Source organism: Flavobacterium frigoritolerans (genome assembly GCF_025847275.1).
Taxonomy (GTDB): Bacteria; Bacteroidota; Bacteroidia; order Flavobacteriales; family Flavobacteriaceae; genus Flavobacterium; species Flavobacterium frigoritolerans.
In genome coordinates, this window is sequence record NZ_JAOZEV010000003.1 from 157720 (window position 1) to 181054 (window position 23335).

Consider the following 23335-nt stretch of genomic DNA (forward strand, 5'->3'; position numbering starts at 1 on the left):
ATATTATTTATTTGAATTTCTGTGGTATGTTTTACCATCTAACCATTCTTGAACTGCTAAAGCGTGTGGTTTAGGCAATTTTTCGTAAAATTTAGAAACTTCAATTTGTTCTTTGTTTTCGAAAACTTCTTCAAGACTATCATTATAAGTAGCAAATTCTTCTAACTTTTCAGTCAATTCCTTTTTAATTTCAGAATTAATTTGATTTGCTCTTTTTGCCATAATAGTTATCGCTTCATACACATTACCTGTAGGCTCTTCAATAATAGTTTTATTGTAGGTAATTGTATTTACTGGAGCATTCGTCTTTTTTAAATCCATGACTTTATTTTATTTAGTAAAATTTTGTAACTCTTTCTCAACTCTCTCATTCATCTCATCAGCTTTCACCTTGTAATGAGTATCACTTTTATATTTCATTAAATTCGAATATGCAGTTTTAGCTACTTTTAAACGGTCTTCCATTTTTGCAGAAATACTGTTTATTGCCAACTGATATGCTGAATCAAATTTATAATACAATGCATCTTCTTTGAATTCTGTTCCAGGATAATCTCCAATAAAATTATCGAATGCTACTATTGCTGATTTAAAATCTGAAATAGTATTATATCCTTTTGCATTTTCATATGCTTTTTTCTCCAATTTATTAGTCAGAACTTTAAGACTTGCATTTGCTTCTGCTAAATACTCTGAATTTGGATAATTATCTATAAAAGCCTGTAACTTATCTATCGCTTTATTAGTATCTGTTTGATCGAGACTATACACTGGTGATAACATCGAATAACTTTTAGCTCCTAAAAAAGCTGCTTCTTCTACTTTTTCACTTCTCGGGTATCCTGATGCGAAACTTTCAAATTGATATCCTGCTAAATAATACTGTTTTGTTTTATAATATGATTGTGAAAACATATAAAACAATTTCTCTGCTTGAGGTTTCCCTCTATATGATGTTGCTAGTTGTTCAAACAATCGAATTGCTTTAGTGTACTTTCCAGCTTCATACATTTTTGTTGCCACTTCGAATTTTGCTGCTACATCTTCCTTTTTTAGTGCTTTTTGATAATCACTACATGAACAAAAAAGAACAACGACAAACAATACAGATATTATTTTTTTCATTTTTTTACTTTTATTATGATTCCCAGGATGCTTATATCCAAGTAAAACCACACCGAAGTTTCGGTGGCAAATTTAGTTATTAATTTAGCTTCTACAAAATATTTTTTAGTATAATAAAATACCTTCTTTTTTATTTTTATTTAATGCTTTTTTTAACAAATTCATCAATACGATTTGCAAGTGACTCATCGGCTGCTACAAGCGGTAATCTCACAACATTCTCAGCAATACCAAGTGATTTGAATACTTGTTTTATTCCTGCTGGGTTACCTTGCTCAAAAATCATATCAATACAATCTGATAAAAAGTACTGTGTTTTGAATGCTTCATTTACTTTTCTATTCAATCCTAAACGAATCATTTCGGAAAATTCTTTTGGAAAACCCTGTCCAATAACTGATATTACCCCTGAACCTCCTGCTAAAATCATCGGCAATGCAATCATATCATCTCCTGATATAACGAGAAAATCACTTGGTTTATTTTTAAGCAATTGCATTGCTTGTACCAAATCACCTGCAGCTTCTTTTATAGCAACTACATTTTTAAAATCATTTGCCAAACGTACTACTGTTGATGGCAACATATTACTTGATGTTCTTCCCGGAACATTATATAAAATAACTGGTATTGGAGATGCTTCGGCTATTGCTTTAAAATGCTGATAAATTCCTTCTTGCGTAGGTCTATTATAATAAGGCGACACTGATAATATCGCTTCAAAAGCTGATAAATCTCTAGCTTTTAATTCTTCTACAACTTCCATTGTATTATTCCCTCCTACTCCTAATACTAAAGGTAATCTTCCTTTATTTGCATTAACAATTGTAGAAATAACAAGTTCCTTCTCGTTTTGAGTTAATGTTGCATTTTCTGCAGTTGTACCCATAACTACAAGATATTCAACTCCTCCATCTACAGAAAAATTAACTATTCTTTGTAATGCTTCTGTATCAATTGAAAAATCTTCTTTAAAAGGAGTCACTAGTGCAACGCCTGTTCCTATTAATGATTGCATATTAGATTGTATTTGGTTTAATGTTTTTTAAATATTTAAATAATTCATTCACGAAAACTTTATATTCTCGAACGTTGGTATTAATCATCAATCGATTTAATCTTTTATCGATTGTTGCAAAACCTACTTTAAACTTGGCTTTCGAATTTTGTGTTATGAGCATCAACATTGGTTTTTCGATATCATAATAACTTATTAATAAATCGAATTCTTCCTTTATAAAGTCTTTCAAAAATTTTTCGGTAATCTCTCCGCGCCAATTAAGATGATTAATCCCAAAAGTTGGACAAGTATACGCCTCTTTTTTATCGAATTTGTCTTTATAAACAACAATCTTAATATTCTTTTCAACAATTCCTTTTGATACCAATTCAGTCAGCAAAGCTTCTTTTTTTGAAAAATCATTTCCATCTATAAGTAAACCAACCGTTTGTATATCGGTAGTAAATGCACTCTTTTTTACATTATCAAGATTTTTATTTAATGATTTTTTTACAAAAAAAACCTTTATATAATTTAAAAACATAGTACTTTTACTAGATTACAAAATTAATTATTTAAGTCGCATTTAAGATGGTAAAACTAAAAAAGTATAACGGATTTTTGAAACTTTTTGTTATATTCTTAACACTTTTTTTTGGAGTTTCTTGTAGCAAACAAACGTATCAAGTTTCTAAAATTGAAGGAAAACTAATTCCTATTACAAGTACTGAGAAACAAACTCCTGAAATAGAGAATTTCATAAAACCTTATAGAGAGCATATCAATAAGGATTTAGATAGTGTTCTTTCTTATTGTCCTGAAACACTAGACAAAAGCACTGGAAAATTGCAAACAACTATTGGCTGTTTAATGGCTGATGCATGCTTACAAAGAGGAAACTTAATTTTTAAAGCCAGAGAGAAAAAAGATATTGATATTTGCTTTCTTAACCACGGCGGCATAAGAGCAATACTTCCTAAAGGTAATGTTACTGCCAGAACTGCTTTTGAAATTATGCCTTTTGAAAATAGTCTTGTTGTTATGGCTTTAAAAGGGGAACAAATTATAGAATTGGCTAATTATTTCATTGCTGAGAAAAAACCTCATCCTCTTTCTGGAATGTCTTTTACTATCACAAAAAACAATACTCCAATAAATATTTTAATTCAAGGGAAACCTATCGAAAAAGATAAAATTTATTATGTTGCCACAAATGATTATTTAGCGAATGGTGGTGATAGCATGAACTTCTTTAAAAAGAGCGTTCAGAAATATGATTTAAATTATAAATTACGAGACATTCTTATTGATTATTTTAAATCTGTTCCTACAATTCCGGTACCTAAGGATATCCGAGTTAAACAAGAATAAAATAAACTATTAAAAAAATATTGAAGAACTTTGGGTTCAAGCGTTTTACCGCAAAATAAATTAAAATGAAAAGAAGAGATTTTATTGAAAAAACTGCTGCTAGTACAGCATTATTGAGTTTGGGTTTATCTATGAGTAGCTTTACATCTCCCGATGTTAAACACATAACTATATTACACACCAATGATGTTCACAGCCATATTGACCCTTTTCCTGCCGATGATCCCCGCAATGCAAATATGGGTGGAGTTTCAAGACGTGCTGCTTTAATTGATACAATTCGTAAAGAAAACCCTAATGTTCTTTTATTAGACGCTGGGGACATTTTTCAAGGAACTCCTTACTTTAACTATTATGGTGGAGAATTGGAATTTAAATTGATGAGCATGATGAAATATGATGCTTCTACAATTGGTAATCATGATTTTGATAACGGTGTAGATGGACTATATGCGCAAATGCCTCATGCTACATTTGAGTTTATCTCTTCTAACTACGATTTTAAAAACACCGCTATGGACGGTCTTGTTAAACCGTATAAAATTTTCAACAAAGATGGTATTAAAATTGGTGTTTTTGGGCTTGGAATTCAGCTTGATGGATTGGTAGACAAACTAATGTACAAAGAAACTGTTTATAACGACCCTGTAGAAACTGCAGATGATATGGTTCGAATTCTTAAAAAAGAGCAGAAATGTGATTTAGTAATTTGTTTATCACATTTAGGTTATAAATACCGTGATGACGCTACTAAAATTTGTGATTTAAAATTAGCTGAACTAACTCAAGATATCGATTTAATAATTGGCGGGCATACTCATACTTTTCTTGACAAACCTACTATTGTAAAAAATAAAGCTGGACAGGATGTTTTAGTTAATCAAGTTGGATGTTACGGAATTAATGTGGGTAGAATAGACTTTTATCTTGACAACAATAAGACTAAAACTTCACAAGGAAAATCAATTATTGTCTAACTCTAATGTTTTCAATTCTTTTTTGAATAAAATATTTTACCATAAAATAGTAAGCTAACATTTGAGTTACATCTCGAATTAGCACCAATACTATTGAATGATCAAAAGATTGATTAAATATAAAAAAGATATCTGAGAAGATAAAGCAAGTTGTCATTAGTGTTAGCAAAAGAGTTAGATAAGTACCTTTAGTTATATAGCTAATGAATGAGATACAACCTAACACACTCAATACAATACCGTAAATGGTATAAATAAAATGATTTTCGCCTACTTTCTCGTATTGTAACCCGAGAACGGACACTAACAGATATACAATAAATAAAACGACTATTGCAACTGGCAAATAGTCGTTTTTTCTTAATTTTATTTTTCGATAATCATCCATTATTAGTCTTAACAATAACAAGTAAACTAATAAAAAGCAAAAAAGCGAACCTAACTCTGTAGCTTCTACCTCCATTAAATTAAAAACTTCTCCTGTAAAACAAAATGCAAAAATAAATCCTTGAATTATATTTATCTTATAATTGGTAGTGATAAGATAATATATAAATATTGAAGGTACCACGATTGCCTTTGCATACATACCTATAAAATCTTCCTTTAAGAAATCAAAGATAATAGCAAATATTAATGCTAAGAAGTAAAGAATTAATGACGGTGTATTAGCTTTCATTTAATTTTGTTATAAAATCATCTTCTGAAATTATAGGGATATTTAATTTATTTGCTTTTTCTAATTTAGCTGGCCCCATATTTTCACCGGCAACAACAAAATCAGTTTTAGCAGAAATTGAACTTCCTACTTTCCCTCCATTGTCTTCAATCGTTTTTTTGATATCATCTCTTGAGAATTTAGAAAATACTCCTGAAACGACAAAAGTCTTTCCTTCAAATTTGGTAGTTGCATTAGGGTTTATTTTTTCTACTATCTCAAATTGAACTCCATAACCTTTTAAGCGCTCAATAATTTTTTTATTCTCTTCATTTTCAAAAAATTCTATCACGCTCTTTGCTATACGCTCTCCTATTTCATCTACTAAAACCAAATCCATTAAAGTAGCCTGGCTCAATGCATCAATATTTTTGTAATGTTTGGCTAATTTTTTGGCTACTGTTTCTCCTACAAATCGAATTCCGAGTGCAAATAAAACACTCTCGAATGGGATTTTTTTAGAATTCTCTACTCCTTTTACTAGATTTTCTGCCGATTTCTGAGCCATTCGCTCTAAAGGCAAAATTTGTTCTACGGTTAACTCATACAAGTCGGCGTAATTATGAACTAAACCATTATTAAAAAGTAATGCTACGGTTTCTCCTCCAAGTCCTTCAATATCCATTGCTTTTCTTGAAATATAATGCTGGATTCTACCTATAATCTGTGGTGGACATCCGTAAAAATTAGGGCAGTAATGATTTGCTTCTCCTTCTGATCTAACTAATTCGGTATTACATTCTGGACAATGTGTAATATATTTTGTCGGTTCTGCATCTGCTGGACGTTGCGTTAAATCGACAGCGATGATTTTCGGAATGATTTCTCCTCCTTTTTCTACAAAAACAGTATCATTTATTCTAATATCTAATTTCTCTATTTGATCGGCATTATGCAAAGATGCTCGTTTTACGATTGTTCCTGCCAATTGTACTGGCTCTAGGTTTGCTACTGGAGTAATTGCTCCTGTTCTTCCTACTTGATACGAAATCGAGTTTAATTTGGTCGAAACCTGTTCTGATTTGAATTTATATGCAATTGCCCAACGCGGCGATTTTGCTGTATATCCTAACTCTTCCTGGTGTTGAATACTATTTACTTTTATTACTACTCCATCAGTTTCATATGGTAATTCATGACGATGCTCATCCCAATAATCTATAAAGTCGAATACTTCTTGTAAATTATTAGCCAATTTTGCTTCAACTGGTACTTTAAACCCCCATTTTCTCGCTAGTTCTAATCCTTCAAACTGTGAGGAAAAAGGTAAATTATTTCCTGTCACAAAATAAAGCAAACACTCTAATGGCCTTTTAGCAACCTCTGCACTATCTTGTAATTTTAAACTTCCCGAGGCTGTATTTCTTGGATTCGAATAAGGTGTTTCTCCTATTTCGATTAAATCCTGATTCATTTTTTCGAATCCTGCAAATGGCAAAATTATTTCTCCTCGGATTGCAAAAACAGGTGGATAATTTCCTTTTAATTGTAATGGAATCGATTTTATTGTTTTGATGTTATTTGTTACGTCATCTCCTTGAAATCCATCTCCTCGGGTAACTGCGCGTTTTAATTTTCCATCTTCATAAGTAATACTTATCGAAGCTCCATCATATTTTAATTCGCAGGTATATTGCAAATCAACATTTCCTAATACTTTTTGAACTCTGGTTTCCCAATCGACTAAATCTTCTTTTGAATAAGAGTTATCTAATGAATACATACGATATTCATGAGCTACTGTCTGAAAATTTTTGGTTATTGTACCTCCAACTCGCTGTGTTGGCGAATTCTCATCAAAAAATTCTGGATGCTGATCTTCTAATTCTTGAAGCTGCTTTAATTTCAAATCAAATTCATAATCTGATATTGTAGCATTATCAAGCACATAATAATTGTAATTATGTACGTTTAATTCATCTCTTAAAGCTTGTATGGAATCCTGAATATTCATATTTTATTATAATTCGATTGTCTTTTATTATCCTAGAAAAGTTTGTCTAAAATAGACATTCAAAAGTATAATTAAAAACAAAAAAACCACTCTTTTAAGAATGGTTTTCATAAAGTTTTTTGAACATTATTTTTCTATTACAATAAAATCTGATCGTCTGTTAGCAAGATGCTCTTCTTCAGTACATTTTACACCATTGCTACATTTATTAACCAATCGGCTTTCTCCATATCCAATTGCACTTGCAATTCTTGAAGGTTCAATACCTTTAGAAAGAATATAAGTTTGGGTAGATTTAGCTCTGGCATCTGAAAGCTTCATATTATAAGCATCTTTACCTCTGGAATCGGTATGTGATTCTATTTTAATTTTAATCTTAGGAAATTTTTGCATCACAAATACAACTTTATCCAATTCAGCTGCTGCTTGAGGATTAATATTTGATTTATCATAATCGAAGAAAATAGGATTAATATCGACTTTTTCAACACCATCTTTTTTCACAACTAAATCATCATAATTGCTAAGATAAAAGTTCACATCTTTTATTTCGGCATTGTTATCTTTTGTTGTTTCGATATATTTTTCGTCTCCACTATAGTTAGGTTTATTAGCTGTTATTTTTACCCTCTTATTACATGGAACTTCTACTTTATAATTCCCATCGGCATCGGTTCTTGTTTCGGAAATTACAGCATCGTAAACATCATAAGCTATTATAAATACATCATTTAAACCTTTCTTCGTTTTGGTATTTATTGCTTTACCAGAAACAAGTTGATTACAGATTGGTTTTCCTTTGGTAAAGTAATAAATATCATCATCTCCTTTTCCTTGTGCACGATTTGATGATATATAACCATAATTATCTTTTGAATCGATTATAAATGAGAAATCATCTTTATTGCTATTTATTGGTGCTCCTAAATTTCTAGGAACCGAAAAATTCAATCCTTCTGATAGTTTACTCTCATATATATCTAAATCTCCTAATCCATAATGCCCATCTGAAGAAAAGTAAAGAACTCCATTTCTATAAAAAGGAAAAACATCATTACCAATTGTATTAATAGTAGGCCCCAGATTTTGTGGTGAGCTCATCGTTCCATCATCAGCAATTCGTACTACATACAAATCGGTTTCTCCATAACCTCCTGGCATATCCGAAGCAAAAAACAGCATTTTTCCATCTTCACTTAAACATGGATGTCCTACTGAATACTTATCACTATCAAAGAATACTTTTTCGGTTTTAACCAATTTATTATCTTCTATTGTTCCTTTTATAATTTGAAAATTATTGGTTTTAGATTCATCTATAACCAATTTATTCTTCTTTAGTATGTTTGTTGTATAATACATTGTTTTCCAATCCGAACTAAATGCCACCGTAGCTTCATGGTATTTAGACATTACATTTGGTATAAAAATTGTTTCATTAAATAAATTACCATCAGCAGCATTTCTTTCAGCGACATATAAACTCAAGAATGGCTGTTTGTTCCAATTGTATAGTTTTTTATCAAAATTAGTTGTATCCCTTGCTGATGTAAATACTACCTTATCATTATAAAAAGTAGCCCCAAAATCAGACTTATTCGTATTGATATTACTATTTGATATAGTATAAAGTGATTTAGCTTTTGATAAACTATCTAGTAATTTTTTTTGATAAATATATCTATCTATCTCTTTCTGATCTCCTTTTTTATTTAAGTATTCTTTGGTTACTTTATCGGCATTATCGTAATCCATTACTCCCTTCATAGACTGAATATACCTTAGATAATAAATGTCGGGTAAATTATCTCCTTGTATTTCATATAGTTTTTGATACCATTTTAAAGCATTTCGATTATCTGAAATGAAATAGTATGAATCGGCTGCATTTTTTAAAGTCTGAACTGATGGCTTCTTTATTTTTTCTAAACATTCTTCATATGCTTTTGCTGCATCTACATAGGAATAGTTTTTAAATAAGGCATCTGCTTTTTTTAAATTTGTTTGCGCTAAAACAGATACGAAGCTAAATAGCAAACTAAGTATATAGTATTTTTTCATAAGTCAGATATTTAAAAGAATCTAGGAGATTTAATTTTTCTTGGGTCTTTATGAAATTGATATCGTAATATGAATTCATGAGAGCCATCATTGTATTTATTCAATTTGGTTACTGTATAGTCATATGAATATCCGATATAAAAGCTTGGTGATATTTGAAATCCTGCCAATGCACTAACTGAATCATCAAAACGATAAGAGGCTCCCAATACTACTTTTTCCTGAAGCATAAAATTTGCTGAGAGATCTACTGAAATTGGTGCTCCACTTACTACTTTTGCTAATACTGCTGGTTTGAATTTCAGGCTTGGACTTAAATCAAATACATAACCTCCCATAAAAAAATAATGCAATCTGTCATAATCTATCGATTCTTGTATATCATTATAATAATCACTTCTTATAAAACTAGGTACTGATGCTCCTACATACCATCTGTCTGTATAATAATATACCCCTGCTCCTATTGATGGCTTAACCTCATTATTTATATTAGTATTTAACAGTGCATCATTTGGATCATAATATCGGCCTTTTGACCAATCTATATTCATCATTCGCATTCCTGCTCTTAATCCAAATGCAAGTCTTTTTTCATAGCCCAAAGCCAAAGAATATGAAAAATTACCATCTAAATATAGCTCGTTTGATGGCCCTAACTTATCATTAACTACACTTAAACCTAATCCTATTTTTTCATTTCTCAATGGTGCTTGCACAGAGAGTGATTGTGTTTGCGGCGCACCATCTATTCCAACCCATTGGGATCGGTGCAACAATACTGCTTCTAGATAGCCTGTCGATCCTGCATAAGCGGGATTAATAACCATTGTGTTGTACATATACTGCGTATATTGCGGATCTTGTTGTGCATTTGCAAGGAATGATGCAAATCCGAAAAATATTAAAAGATAAGCCTCTATAATTTTTACACTTAGTTTCATATTATAACTATTTAGTCAGTTAATTTAATTTGATGATTTATGGTTACAGGAGGTTATCTAATAATAGATAACCAACCTGTTTTAACTATTCCATCTGCACCAATGTCTAGAACATAATAATATGTACCCGCTGGTAATTTATCTCCTTTATTAATTGCACCTGATACATTTGCTATTCCATCCCAATCATTATTATAATGATTTTGTTTATAAACTAACGCTCCGTATCTGTTATAAACATTCAAACTATTATTTGGATAATTTTCAAGACAATCTATTTTGAAAACGTCATTTGCACCATCATTGTTAGGAGTAAATTCATTATAAACTACTAAACATACAGGGCTTACTGAAGCTTCTCCATGATTATTGGTTGTATCCGAATCTATTGGATTTGAAACTACAATCGAAGCTACATTTAAATAATTTCCTGTAGGTAATACTTGAACCACTACAGTAAGTACTGCGCTTTCATTAGCATTTAGTACTGGAATATTCCATGCTCCAGTTATATTACTATAGGTTCCAGTAGTAGTTTGTGCGCTTATAAAGTCATATCCTGTTGGCAAAATTTCGCTAACTATTGTATCTATAAAGTTTCCTGATCCTACATTATTTACTGTTATTGTAAAAGTTACTTTATCATTAATGTTAGGAGTTGGATTATCTACCGTTTTGCTCATTGTTATATCTGAACAAGTTGCAACAGCAAGAGTTAGTAATTTACTATTTGTCTCATTACATAGATTAGTATAGGAAACATTTACACTTGCTGGTCCTATTGCTGGCCAGGTAACAGTTACAAAATTATCTGTAGCAGTTCCTCCACTTGTTACGGCTCCTCCTCCTGTGATTGTCCAATTATAGTTAGACATTCCGCTTAAAGTTGTATACGTAATTTCATCAAAAACACATGGCGCTACTTTACTTTCTGTTATTGTAGCTGTAGCATTTCCTGTGAAAGTGACTGGTATTGCCAATCGTAATTTACTTTCACAACCTGTAATTGGATCTTTTAAAGATGCATAATAGGTTCCCGCTACCAATAATGTTCCTGTTGCTAATGGTGTTCCGCCTGTTTCAACATTATACCAAACAATACCTATTTCATTTACTTGTAAATCAGAAACTCTTGGAAGAGCTGTTAAACAGAAGTCTTGCGTAGCTCTTGTAGTTGTTGGTTTTGGTCCATCATTAACTGTTACACTTACCAATAATCTATCTTTACTTTCACAACCTGTTATTGGGTCTAGTATCGCTCCATAATATCTTCCATTTGTTAATAATGTCTCTGGTGCCAATGCGGTTCCTCCAGTAGGAGAAGTGTACCAAACAACGCCTGTTTCATTTACCTGAAGATCTGACACTTTAGAGTCATTTACCAAACAGAAATCTTGAGTATCATCATTGGTTGTTGGTTTAGCTGGGTCAGTTACCGTTACCGTTACCAATAATCTTACTGAACTTGCACAACCAGTTACCGGATTTAGGATTGCTCCGTAATACCTACCATTGGCTAAAGCTGTCGTTGGATCTAATGGTGTTACACTTACTAATGAACTGTACCAAACAACTCCTGTTTCGTTTACCTGAAGATTGGCAACTGTTGGGTTATTTGCCAAACAGAAATCTTGAGTATCATCGTTAGTTGTTGGTTTAGCTGGATCAGTTACCGTTACCGTTACCAATAATCTTACTGAACTTACACAACCTGTTACTGGATCTAGGATTGCTCCGTAATACGTACCGTTGGCTAAAGCTGTTGTTGGATCTAATGGTGTTACACTTACTAGTGAACTGTACCAAACAACTCCTGTTTCGTTTACCTGAAGATTGGCAACTGTTGGGTTATTTGCCAAACAGAAATCTTGAGTATCATCGTTAGTTGTTGGTTTAGCTGGATCAGTTACCGTTACCGTTACCAATAATCTTACTGAACTTACACAACCTGTTACTGGATCTAGGATTGCTCCGTAATACGTACCGTTGGCTAAAGCTGTTGTTGGATCTAATGGTGTTACACTTACTAGTGAACTGTACCAAACAACTCCTGTTTCGTTTACCTGAAGATTGGCAACTGTTGGGTTATTTGCCAAACAGAAATCTTGAGTATCATCGTTAGTTGTTGGTTTAGCTGGATCAGTTATTGTTACCGTTACCAATAATCTTACTGAACTTACACAACCTGTTACTGGATCTAGGATTGCTCCGTAATACGTACCGTTGGCTAAAGCTGTCGTTGGATCTAATGGTGTTACACTTACTAATGAACTGTACCAAACTACGCCTGTTTCGTTTACCTGAAGATTGGCAACTGTTGGGTTATTTGCCAAACAGAAATCTTGGGTATCATCGTTAGTTGTAGGTTTAGCTGGATCTGTTATTGTTACCGTTACCAATAATCTTACTGAACTTACACAACCTGTTACCGGATCTAGGATTGCTCCGTAATACGTACCGTTGGCTAAAGCTGTTGTTGGATCTAATGGCGTTACACTCACTAGTGAACTGTACCAAACAACTCCTGTTTCGTTTACCTGAAGATTGGCAACTGTTGGGTTATTTGCCAAACAGAAATCTTGAGTATCATCATTAGTTGTTGGTTTAGCTGGATCAGTTACAGTTACAGTTACCAATAATCTTACGGAACTTACACAACCTGTTACTGGATCTAGGATTGCTCCGTAATACGTACCGTTTGCTAAAGCTGTCGTTGGATCTAATGGCGTTACACTCACTAGTGAACTGTACCAAACAACTCCTGTTTCGTTTACCTGAAGATTGGCAACTGTTGGGTTATTTGCCAAACAGAAATCTTGAGTATCATCGTTAGTTGTTGGTTTAGCTGGATCAGTTACTGTTACCGTTACCAATAATCTTACTGAACTTATACAACCAGTTACTGGATCTAGGATTGCTCCATAATACGTACCGTTTGCTAAAGCTGTTGTTGGATCTAATGGCGTTACACTTACTAGTGAACTGTACCAAACAACGCCTGTTTCGTTTACCTGAAGATTAGCAACTGTTGGGTTATTTGCCAAACAGAAATCTTGAGTATCATCGTTAGTTGTTGGTTTAGCTGGATCAGTTACTGTTACCGTTACCAATAATCTTACGGAACTTGCACAACCAGTTACTGGATCTAGGATTGCTCCGTAATACGTACCGTTCGCTAAAGCTGTTGTTGGATCTAATGGTGTTACACTTACTAATGAACTGTACCAAACAACTCCTGTTTCGTTTACCTGAAGATTTGCAACTGTTGGGTTATTTGCCAAACAGAAATCTTGAGTATCGTCATTAGTTGTTGGTTTAGCTGGATCAGTTACCGTTACCGTTACCAATAATCTTACTGAACTTGCACAACCAGTTACCGGATTTAGGATTGCTCCGTAATACGTACCGTTTGCTAAAGCTGTTGTTGGATCTAATGGTGTTACACTTACTAGTGAACTGTACCAAACAACGCCTGTTTCGTTTACCTGAAGATTAGCAACTGTTGGGTTATTTGCCAAACAGAAATCTTGAGTATCATCGTTAGTTGTTGGTTTAGCTGGGTCAGTTACTGTTACCGTTACCAATAATCTTACTGAACTTACACAACCTGTTACTGGATCTAGGATTGCTCCGTAATACGTACCGTTTGCTAAAGCTGTCGTTGGATCTAATGGTGTTACACTTACTAGTGAACTGTACCAAACAACTCCTGTTTCATTTACCTGAAGATTAGCAACTGTTGGGTTATTTGCCAAACAGAAATCTTGAGTATCATCATTGGTTGTTGGTTTAGCTGGATCTGTTACCGTTACCGTTACCAATAATCTTACTGAACTTACACAACCTGTTACTGGATCTAGGATTGCTCCGTAATACGTACCGTTTGCTAAAGCTGTCGTTGGATCTAATGGCGTTACACTTACTAGTGAACTGTACCAAACCACTCCTGTTTCGTTTACCTGAAGATTAGCAACTATTGGGTTATTTGCCAAACAGAAATCTTGGGTATCATCGTTAGTTGTTGGTTTAGCTGGATCTGTTACTGTTACCGTTACCAATAATCTTACGGAACTTACACAACCTGTTACTGGATCTAGGATTGCTCCGTAATATGTACCGTTTGCTAAAGCTGTCGTTGGATCTAATGGTGTTACACTTACTAATGAACTGTACCAAACAACTCCTGTTTCATTTACCTGAAGATTTGCCACTGTTGGGTTATTTGCCAAACAGAAATCTTGAGTATCATCATTGGTTGTTGGTTTAGCTGGATCTGTTACCGTTACCGTTACCAATAATCTTACGGAACTTACACAACCTGTTACTGGATCTAGGATTGCTCCATAATATTCTCCATTGGCTAAAACTGTCGTTGGATCTAATGGTGTTACACTCACTAGTGAACTGTACCAAACAACTCCTGTTTCGTTTACCTGAAGATTTGCCACTGTTGGGTTATTTGCCAAACAGAAATCTTGAGTATCATCGTTAGTTGTTGGTTTAGCTGGATCAGTTATTGTTACCGTTACAACTAGTCTAACTGCACTTTCACAATATACTTCTATTGGATTTGTTTTTATAGGAATAGAAATAGCACCGTAATACGCTTGACTTGTCAATGGAGTACTTGCCAACAATGGAGTTGTACTTATAAGAGAATCGTACCAAACAACGTTTGGTTCATTAACCTGAAGACTCGCAACTGTTGGATTATTGGCCAAGCAGAAATCCTGAGTATCGTCATTGGTTGTTGGAGTTGCTGGACTGCTTATTGTTACTGTAGCCGCTTTCAATTCTCCTTCTTTATTCTCACATGTATTATCACTTGATACTGCAACATAGTAAGTAACAGGACTCATAAGTGCTGTTAATCCCGAAACTGTTAAAACTCCTAGACTGCTAGTTGTATAAGTTACACCTGCAATAATAACAGGTCCTGGTCCATTTGGAATAGGCTGTGTTTTATTAGCGTCAAAATACCAAAAGAATTTAGGATTTGTTAAAGTACTCTCTGGTGTAAATACAGCATCTGTGTTATGACAAACAGAATCATTATTTACTGTAATATCGGTTACAAGAGAATTTGGTAAAATTGTAAATGTAATTTGTTTTCTATCTCCAGGGGCAGTCTCACAATATTGATCTGAACTAACTCCTAAATAATAGGTATAAGTTCCAGCTGTTAATCCAGTTAGATTTAATACTGAAGCTGTTTCTCCTACAATTAAATTACTATTTGTTCCATCAAAACTATACCAGTGATATACCACACTAGTAAGTACTGGAGTAGCAGCTAAAACTGCCTCTAACTTAACTTTACCATCTCCGGCACAAATGATAGTTTCAGTTCCACCATTAATTTTCACATCTTCTATTATGTTTACAGGAGTTGTTGGTCTAACGATTACAGTTACTACACCTCTTGCTAGAGCTGGACAACCGTAACGAATTGGCTGAATATAATATTTATATGTACCAGCAGCCAATGTAGCTGGAATTGTATATGTTTGTCCATCGGCGAGGAAATTTCCTCCTGTTGGTGAATCATACCATTTATAGGTTGAACAATTTGCCGGAGGTACTTGTAATGTTATAGTGCTACCGGGGCAGACCGTGACGTTATTATCATCATCTCCTCCAATGACTTTGGTATTTGTTACACGATCGATATTATGAACTCTAAGTTGATCTAATACACTTACAACACCTCCAAAAGATATTGTAACTCTATCATATGGTTGAGTTTGAGGAGCTAAAATTGTCATTGCCATTGTATCTCCCGAAAGTAATTTTAAAGTCAATAAACTACTATTGTTTAGGATAGGAGCTCCAACAGCAGTATTTCCTAAATAAAGCTGGATATTAAATCCAGTAAGTAAATTAAGATTTAAGACTGTTCCTGGTTTAGAAATTATTATTCTAAGACTATCTCCAACCATAGATGGCGTTCTAAAAGTTGCTGTAAGCTGTGCTGCAGCAAGAACCCCTACTCCACTAAACATTGTAGCATAAGTTGCTACATCATTATCAGCTATGTTCCATGCATTCGAAACTCCAACAGTAGCTGTCAATGCTCCAACACCTATTTCTTTTACACCAAAGAAAACATCTTCGATATCTCCTTGTCCACAAGTTATCTGAGTAACAGTTTTATCATAATAAGCATCATACACATTAATATTTTGTGCTATACCTAAGATTGATCCCATTTGTACACGAATACCGTCATAAGCTTTAGGCCCTGAAATATCTGATGGAACAAATGTATATTCAAATGAGTTTTGACCAGATAATAAATTCAATAATGATCCAGATACCGATTGTAAAGTTCCAATATCAATTGGGTTCCCTAGACCATCACGTTTAGTTCCTATCACTGTAACGCCTTGTCCTAATGCTACCCCGCTATACTCCGCACCTAACTTAACTGTAACTGGAGTTCCTTTTGCAATAGTTGTAGGCCATTGTAAATTTTGCCATGTAGTTCCAATACCCAAAAGTCCTATGCCAGTTGTTATTGTTGAATATGTTTTAGGGTTACCATCTGCACCATTAGCTGCATTTGTAACACCTCCGGTAATAATAGTTGACCATTGTTGTGTCGTAGCATATTCTCTTTCTAATAACGGATCACAACTAGCAGGATCTATAACAGTAATTGTAATAGTCTGAGTAGCTGTACAAGTTCCGTTACTCGCAATTACTGTATAAGTAAAAACACCAACAGTATTTAGCGCGCCTGTATTATTTGATGGTATAGGATTTCCTGCTGGATCATACCAAGTTATAGTTCCATTAGACGTTGCAACTAATGCTACTGAATCTCCTTTATTAACAACTTGAGAATTTGTTGTTACTGTTAAAGTTGGTAATGGATTAATTGTAACTGTTACTTTTTCTTTCACAGATGGACAATCAACGCCAGCTGTTTGGGCTTGAATCCAGTAATCACCACCTATAGTGATATTAGTCGCCGCTTGATCTGTAATCGGCGCATTTAAAAAATCATAGAAAGTATATGTTGTATTTCCTGATGTATCAAAATTTGTGATAGCATCTTTTAAATTCACTTTGGCACAACCAGCTAGAGTTGCTGTAACTGTTAAAGCTGAACCTACAGGATAATTTACTACAACTTCTTTTAAAGTTCCGTTTACATTTTCGCAAGTACCTCCATTAAGTACTGAAATATAATATTTATAAGGAGAGTTAGAAGCAATAAGTCCGCTAATCGTTAACGCTCCCGTTGTAGCATCTTTTAAGTACGTTACTCCCGCTACTGTTCCTGACACTATTTCTAAACTTTTATTTTGATCTATATAATATTTAAATGTTGCTCCCGCTAATGTAGCTGTTGGAGTCAATACAGCAACTCCTGCACAAGAAGCAGTTAAAGGAGTTGTTATTGCAATATCAGCATCTGTAGGTAATGGCAACACTGTTACTGTAATAGCCTGACGATTAGTATTCAGACACGGTGTAACTCCACGACTGGCTTCTAAATAAAATATTTTAGTTCCTGTTAATGCTCCTGTTGCATAAGTATTCGTATTAGTTGCTAAAGCAGTACCTCCAGTTGGTACATCATACCAAGAAAATGTTTGTGTACCTGTAGCCGTAGCCGTTAATGTAGTAGATTGTCCTTCACAAATTGGAGTTGCTGCTCCATTTATTGTAGCATTTGGATATCTATAAGAAGCTTCATAAATATCTACCCCTGCTAATAAAGTCGCTAATCCTTCTAACTTAATCTGAACACTTGTAAATGCTCCAGCTGCTACGAAACTCGCTCTAAAACGATTTCCTCCTAAGATCTGAACATTTAAAAGAGAGCTAATATTAGATTGATCAGAATTAGGTAAACCTGAATTAAAACTTTGCAAACTAATATTAGAAAGAGCACTTATGTCAAGAAGCCCAACAGGAATCCCTAGTTCAACATCTATAATATCTCCAGCCTGACCTACAGTAGGAAAGCTTAATACTTGTTGCATATAATCACCTAGCAAACCAACAGGTATTGAAAGATGAGCTGCAGTTGAATTATTACCATCAACAGAATCACCATCATTTGATGAGCCACATAATAAACAATTCGTTGTTCCCCCTCTGGAAGTTACTTGTGAATTAGCCAATAAACAAGAATTAATAGAATTACTTATAATTACATTAATAACAGCTCTTGTATCACTTATACAACCTGTTGCTGTACTTTTAGCAGTTATATAAAAGCTTTTATTTACTGTTAAAGATGGTGATGGCGTGTATGAAGTTGTAGCAGACGCTAGTAGATTTCCATTCGTAGGAGCATCATACCAATCATAATCTATGCCACCCACAGGATTTGAAACCTCCAGAGTAACACTTTGACCACCTTGGATAAAAACATTAGATAATGCTACAGTTGGCACTGCTGGTCGAGGGTTAACATTAACTGTAACTTGCGTACGGGTTGCACTCAAACAACTTCCAATCGCAGCCTCTACATGATAACTAGTAGTCGCTGTTAAACTTGGTGTTGTAAATGAAGTGCCTGTAAATAACGAAGTCCCGCCAGAAGCTGTGCTGTACCACTTATAATCTGTACCCGCAACTGGAGATTGAACCGTTAATGTTGCAGTTTGTCCACTACATATATTTACAGGGCTAGCTACCACCGTTGTTGGAGCAACAGGATTATTTACTGTTACAACAACAGGAAATCTCTCGCTATTTACACAACCATTACGAGTAACTTCAATATAATAAGTAGTATTTGCTGTTAGAACTGGTGTAGTGTAAGCAGTAGTACTACTTAATAGAGTACCTCCAGTTAAAGCATCATACCATTTAATTGTTTCATCTAAAGATGCACTAGAGGTTAAGGTTGTCCCTTGTCCGTTACAAATTGTCGTATTTCCAGTTATAGTTCTTGCTTTAAATTTATACGAAGCACCATAAATGTCAAGACTAGTTAATAAAGTAGCTAAACCTCCTAGTCTAATCTCAACACGATCAAAAGCAGAACCTGCTGTAAGACTTGCTTTAAAACGATTGCCTGTTAATAATTGGATATTTAAAAGAGAACTGTTTACAGCTATTCGGTCATTATTATAAGTAGCACCGTTATAAGTCGCTAATGAAATATAACTTAAGGCGCTTATGTCTAAAAGTCCGGTTGGAATTTCTAAATCAACCGTAATAACATCTCCAGCTTGACCTGGATTATTAAATTGTAACGTTTGCTGAATCCAACCATTAATCAAACCAACAGGTACAGATAATCTGGCAGCAGTGCTACTACTACCATCAACCGAATTGTTAGGGTTACTTGAAGAACATAACAAACAAAGTCCATTTTGGTTCGTTTGTTGACTATTGGCATCCAAACAACCTCCTAATGGATTAGCTAAAACAGTAACATTTATCGCAACTCTAGTTGCACTTACACATCCTCCTGCTGCACTAACAGCCTCAACATAATAGGTTTTATTTGCAGTTAATATAGGAGTAGTATATGTAGGAGAGTTTGTGAATAACTTAGTTCCTCCCGTAGCTGCATCATACCAATCAAAAGTAACACTTGGATCCGTTGATGAGGCACTTAAAGTTGCATTTTGACCAGATAGTATCGATACACTTTGTGTTAATACTATTGGATCTGCAGGAACCGGATTCGAAGTAACACTAACAGGAGTTCTTGTAGGTGTTTTACAGGCTCCAATAGCTGCTTCTACAAAAAAGTTAGAAACTCCAATAGGTACTGTCCTAGTCAAGGTATTACCAGAAGCTATGAAAGCACCTACCGAACTATACCAAGAATAAATTGTCCCTGGTATTGGGTTTATTACCGATAAAGTAGTCGACCGCGTTGGCCCTGTAGAACAAATTACAGTGCCACTAGTATCTATAGTCGGTAATACTGGGTTTGTAATATTTATAGTTACAGGAACTCGTTCATCGCTCTCGCAACCTGCGTTTCTTGAACTACTTACATAATAAGTTTTTGCAACTGTTAAAGCAGGTGTTGTAAAAGTATTCGTATTAGAAAGTGCTGTAGTCGATGTAGGAGAATCGTACCAAGCAAGTGTAGTACCAGCCGCAGCAGTAGCAGTAAGTGATATCGATTGTCCAGAACATACTGCTTGTGTATTTCCTCCAACAATTGTAGGCTTAGCAAATTGCAAACGTACCTCGTATATTCTTAAACTTAAAAATGCATTTAAAAGTCCTCCACTCTGAATTTGTACACTATTTGCATCTCCAGGTAATGTATATTTTATAACGCCTATGTTGTTTACTGGATCTAAGATTTGGAGATTTAATATTCCGTTGCTTAACGCTACTTCTGGCCCAACATTAGCCACTCCATTTTTTGCCTGAATAGTTCCATTTGATAGTACCTCAGCGTCCAAAACTCCATTTCCAGTATTAAAATAAACGACAATTTGGTCACCCGCTTTAGCCGTTTGGTTAAAATGTAAGGTCTCCTGCGCAAAACAAGCTAAACCTAAAACATTTGATATAGAAGCAAAAGTAGACATGTTTCCATCAAATGCATCATCTGGGGTAGTTACACTCATACCTACACATAATAGCCCACCTACACTATTAGTCTGTGAGTCAGGTCTGCAAAAATTTTGTGAGAATGAGCTCGAAAAGGGAATTAATATCAAAAACAACCACAAATAATTTTGCAGAAATGCCCCCTTTTTTATTGTTAAGAAAAATGTTTTCATATTCCTGAGAGATTAATAAAGTGATAAATAAATTCCAATTATGGTAAATAAGCGATATCGTCCATAATCTCATAGCTAAAAAAAAGAGATTATTAAATATAGCTGTACTAACAAACCATCAGATAAACATTCTAATGCTCTGAAAATAAATTAATTTTAAAGTCTATAAAAATTACTCCGAATTTGTTGCAAACTCAATTCGCGAAGAAGTATAAGATTCCCTAATTCGACAAAAAACAAAAGTCAAATAGATCTTAAAAAAAGAAAGTTGCTTGCAATAGTCGTTTAAAGTAGGTTTTAATTTCATAAAAATATTTTTTAGGAGATTAATGTATTTATTTGGAATTCTACTTTCATTATTTTAGTTAGCATAAGGCAATAAAAACCTGTATGTGATGTATTTATATACATCCATAAAATAAAAACTAGAAAATTTAATTCGACGATTTTAAGTATTAAGAATAAATCCACACAAATAATTATAAGAAATAAATCCTACAGAAATGTGAAAATTAAAATCTATTATAAATTCAATCAAAAATAGATTTGATAACCAATACTTGAGCAGTCGAAATGTGCTTTAGGGGGATTAAAGACTCAATTAATAATACTATTATGTATTGTTATAGAATAAATAGCATCGATAATTATTGCTACATTGACCAAACTGATTATTTATCTTAAAAACAAGAAGAGTCAGTTGATTTATAAAATTATCAAACAGGGAAAGATCTTTCTTGCTTGTGGAAGCAAAAAATGATATAACATTAATTTTTTGATTGAACGATAATGAAACAAGAAATAAATAAGGGAAGAATCTATTTCTTCTGAAAAAAGTAATTATATATTCCATAAGCATCCATATTAAATAATAATTGACAAAAACGTACAAAAATTTTTTTATTTAAAGACCCATTTTAAAAGTCTTCATGCTACTATGTGGTATTATATTATTTTATGACAGAAAAACAAATTAGAATAATAATAAATAATCATTTTTTTTTATATATTGCTCCACATTTGATATTAGAATACCCTGATTCTATATAAAATAACCTATCTATACTTAATCAGAATTATATCTGAGTTTCGGCGTTATGTGATTTGAGCAATGAATTTAAATTTTAAGATATTAACTTAAAATTTAAAGTAATTAGCCTTTTTCAACTATTTAATTGATAGTATTAAAGATTAATTAACAATCGTTCAATGATTAATATTTCATAAATGTAAAAATCTTTTTTTGAATATGCAAGCTAAAAAATCACTAAATGCGAATTTAATCTTAAAAAGGTTAAAAAAGGCTTTACAAATAAACACCGACATAGAGCTATCTAAACTATTGGATATCAAACCAAATACTATCTCTACATGGAAAAAAAGAGATACATTAGATTATAGTGCAATAATCTCAATTTGCAATCTTTACGAAATTGACCTAAATAAAATACTTTCAGAAAAAACCTACAGCGAAAAAACAGATAATATAACCCTTAACAATACCCCTTTAATAAAAAGAGAGATTCAGTTTGAATATTGTCTTGGAAATGAAGATTTATTAAACAGTTTACCCCAATACCATTTTCCTTTTATTCAAAGCAAAATTTCCAGAGCATTTGAAATAGTTAGCAACAACATGAAGCCAACTATAAATGCAAATTCATTTGTAGTTTGTGAAATTACAGATATAAAGTCTATTGAAGAGAATGCTATTGTAGTAATAATAAGTAAAACTAAAGGACTAATTATTAATAGAGTAATTAATGATAGTCCTCTAGAAAATAATTTTACTTTAAGCAATGATAATGCTTTCTTCAGAAATACAACTATTGATTCTGAAGATATCAAAGAAATATGGACCGTAAAAAATATACTAATTAGAATATAAATCAGTCCTATTTATTCAATAAAGCAAACGAACAAATTACGACTCAATAATCGTATTTATTTGTTTAAATAATTGCCCATCGCTCAAAAATGCACCTTGTTGAATCAATTCAAAAATAGAAGTATTACGGTCATCAGTAAAAACTTTTTTACCAACTTTCATTTCAATAGTTTCAGTAAACATATTATCACTAAGCCATTGCAAACCTTCTTTTGTCAAGAAATCAGTTTCAGGAACTAATGATTTCAAAACTATCGACTGAACATGTGTATCAAAACATTGAAACAGAAAGATATGATTTTTAGAAAAGTGCTCTAGAAATTCAGCTCTGGAAAGAACACCTTCCCAAATTAAATCAGAAAACACATCTAGCTCTTGTTCAGCCACCTCAGGCTTGTTTATTTTGATCGAATCCCATTCAGCCTTGTCTATTGCTTGCGTTCCTAAAAAGCTTGCAAATTCAGCGTTTAATTCATCAAATTGTTCTTTTGTTAATCTTGCGTATTTCATTTTTTTTTTAGGCTTTATGCCTTACGCTATAAGCTTTAAGCAAGATGCTTTGTGCAAATAACTTTAAGT

At 33.2% G+C, this 23335-nt stretch carries 13 protein-coding genes; 3 read left to right on the plus strand and 10 right to left on the minus strand.

Translation table 11 applies throughout. The annotated features are described in order from the left end of the window. Nucleotides 1–3 precede the first annotated feature (3 nt). The 4 genes from OIU80_RS05355 to OIU80_RS05370 form a co-directional block, all read right to left on the minus strand. The gene (locus tag OIU80_RS05355; RefSeq protein ID WP_264286020.1) at nt 4–321 is read right to left on the minus strand and encodes a DNA-directed RNA polymerase subunit omega; all 318 of its coding nucleotides are present in this window, start codon (nt 319–321) and stop codon (nt 4–6) included. A gap of 9 nt (nt 322–330) precedes the next feature. Beyond that, nucleotides 331–1125 (minus strand): outer membrane protein assembly factor BamD, encoded by a 795-nt coding sequence (locus OIU80_RS05360; RefSeq protein WP_264286021.1) that lies wholly within the window; start codon nt 1123–1125, stop codon nt 331–333. Nucleotides 1126–1261: 136 nt separating this feature from the next. Beyond that, nucleotides 1262–2143 carry a 4-hydroxy-tetrahydrodipicolinate synthase gene (gene dapA, locus OIU80_RS05365; protein ID WP_264286022.1) on the minus strand — a complete coding sequence of 294 codons (882 nt, stop codon included), beginning with the start codon at nt 2141–2143 and terminating at the stop codon, nt 1262–1264. A 1-nt stretch (nt 2144) separates the two neighbouring features. After that, nucleotides 2145–2669, minus strand: coding sequence for a DUF6913 domain-containing protein (locus tag OIU80_RS05370; RefSeq protein WP_264286023.1), 525 nt, complete (start codon nt 2667–2669; stop codon nt 2145–2147). A gap of 47 nt (nt 2670–2716) precedes the next feature. Here OIU80_RS05370 and OIU80_RS05375 point away from each other — a divergent pair, with 47 nt between their 5' ends. Both OIU80_RS05375 and OIU80_RS05380 read left to right on the plus strand, forming a co-directional pair. Next, nucleotides 2717–3496, plus strand: a complete 780-nt coding sequence (locus tag OIU80_RS05375) for a 5'-nucleotidase C-terminal domain-containing protein (protein WP_264286024.1) — start codon at nt 2717–2719, stop codon at nt 3494–3496. 65 nt (nt 3497–3561) lie between these two features. Then, entirely contained in the window at nt 3562–4473 is a 912-nt protein-coding gene (locus OIU80_RS05380; protein ID WP_264286025.1) for a bifunctional metallophosphatase/5'-nucleotidase, read from the plus strand. Here OIU80_RS05380 and OIU80_RS05385 read toward each other — a convergent pair. The 5 genes from OIU80_RS05385 to OIU80_RS05405 form a co-directional block, all read right to left on the minus strand. Continuing rightward, on the minus strand, nt 4463–5152 hold the full coding sequence (locus OIU80_RS05385) for a hypothetical protein (RefSeq protein WP_264286026.1): 690 nt from the start codon (nt 5150–5152) through the stop codon (nt 4463–4465). The two genes, OIU80_RS05380 and OIU80_RS05385, sit on opposite strands and share 11 nt — an antisense overlap. Continuing rightward, entirely contained in the window at nt 5142–7145 is a 2004-nt protein-coding gene (ligA, locus tag OIU80_RS05390) for an NAD-dependent DNA ligase LigA (RefSeq protein ID WP_264286027.1), read from the minus strand. Before ligA ends, OIU80_RS05385 begins: the two co-directional genes overlap by 11 nt. A 126-nt stretch (nt 7146–7271) precedes the next feature. Continuing rightward, nucleotides 7272–9206 carry an OmpA family protein gene (locus OIU80_RS05395; protein ID WP_264286028.1) on the minus strand — a complete coding sequence of 645 codons (1935 nt, stop codon included), beginning with the start codon at nt 9204–9206 and terminating at the stop codon, nt 7272–7274. 11 nt (nt 9207–9217) lie between these two features. After that, a complete protein-coding gene (locus tag OIU80_RS05400; protein ID WP_264286029.1) occupies nt 9218–10150 on the minus strand; it encodes a PorP/SprF family type IX secretion system membrane protein in 933 nt (310 codons plus the stop codon). Nucleotides 10151–10203: 53 nt separating this feature from the next. Continuing rightward, complete coding sequence (locus tag OIU80_RS05405; RefSeq protein ID WP_264286030.1) at nt 10204–20712, minus strand: Ig-like domain-containing protein; 10509 nt, start codon at nt 20710–20712, stop codon at nt 10204–10206. 1405 nt (nt 20713–22117) lie between these two features. Here OIU80_RS05405 and OIU80_RS05410 point away from each other — a divergent pair. After that, nucleotides 22118–22756, plus strand: coding sequence for a LexA family transcriptional regulator (locus OIU80_RS05410; RefSeq protein ID WP_264286031.1), 639 nt, complete (start codon nt 22118–22120; stop codon nt 22754–22756). 36 nt (nt 22757–22792) lie between these two features. On the opposite strand, the gene OIU80_RS05415 is transcribed toward OIU80_RS05410, so the two are convergent. Beyond that, nucleotides 22793–23266, minus strand: coding sequence for a DUF6495 family protein (locus OIU80_RS05415; RefSeq protein WP_195738076.1), 474 nt, complete (start codon nt 23264–23266; stop codon nt 22793–22795). Nucleotides 23267–23335 lie beyond the last annotated feature (69 nt).

Excerpts from the sequence above, each read along its gene's own strand:
- ligA (WP_264286027.1), bottom strand. The coding sequence starts at position 7,145 with ATGAATATTCAGGATTCCATACAAGCTTTAAGAGATGAATTAAACGTA.
- OIU80_RS05410 (WP_264286031.1), top strand. The coding sequence starts at position 22,118 with ATGCAAGCTAAAAAATCACTAAATGCGAATTTAATCTTAAAAAGGTTA.
- OIU80_RS05415 (WP_195738076.1), bottom strand. The coding sequence starts at position 23,266 with ATGAAATACGCAAGATTAACAAAAGAACAATTTGATGAATTAAACGCT.
- OIU80_RS05355 (WP_264286020.1), bottom strand. The coding sequence starts at position 321 with ATGGATTTAAAAAAGACGAATGCTCCAGTAAATACAATTACCTACAAT.
- dapA (WP_264286022.1), bottom strand. The coding sequence starts at position 2,143 with ATGCAATCATTAATAGGAACAGGCGTTGCACTAGTGACTCCTTTTAAA.
- OIU80_RS05370 (WP_264286023.1), bottom strand. The coding sequence starts at position 2,669 with ATGTTTTTAAATTATATAAAGGTTTTTTTTGTAAAAAAATCATTAAAT.
- OIU80_RS05380 (WP_264286025.1), top strand. The coding sequence starts at position 3,562 with ATGAAAAGAAGAGATTTTATTGAAAAAACTGCTGCTAGTACAGCATTA.
- OIU80_RS05405 (WP_264286030.1), bottom strand. The coding sequence starts at position 20,712 with ATGAGTGTAACTACCCCAGATGATGCATTTGATGGAAACATGTCTACT.
- OIU80_RS05395 (WP_264286028.1), bottom strand. The coding sequence starts at position 9,206 with ATGAAAAAATACTATATACTTAGTTTGCTATTTAGCTTCGTATCTGTT.
- OIU80_RS05400 (WP_264286029.1), bottom strand. The coding sequence starts at position 10,150 with ATGAAACTAAGTGTAAAAATTATAGAGGCTTATCTTTTAATATTTTTC.
- OIU80_RS05360 (WP_264286021.1), bottom strand. The coding sequence starts at position 1,125 with ATGAAAAAAATAATATCTGTATTGTTTGTCGTTGTTCTTTTTTGTTCA.
- OIU80_RS05375 (WP_264286024.1), top strand. The coding sequence starts at position 2,717 with ATGGTAAAACTAAAAAAGTATAACGGATTTTTGAAACTTTTTGTTATA.
- OIU80_RS05385 (WP_264286026.1), bottom strand. The coding sequence starts at position 5,152 with ATGAAAGCTAATACACCGTCATTAATTCTTTACTTCTTAGCATTAATA.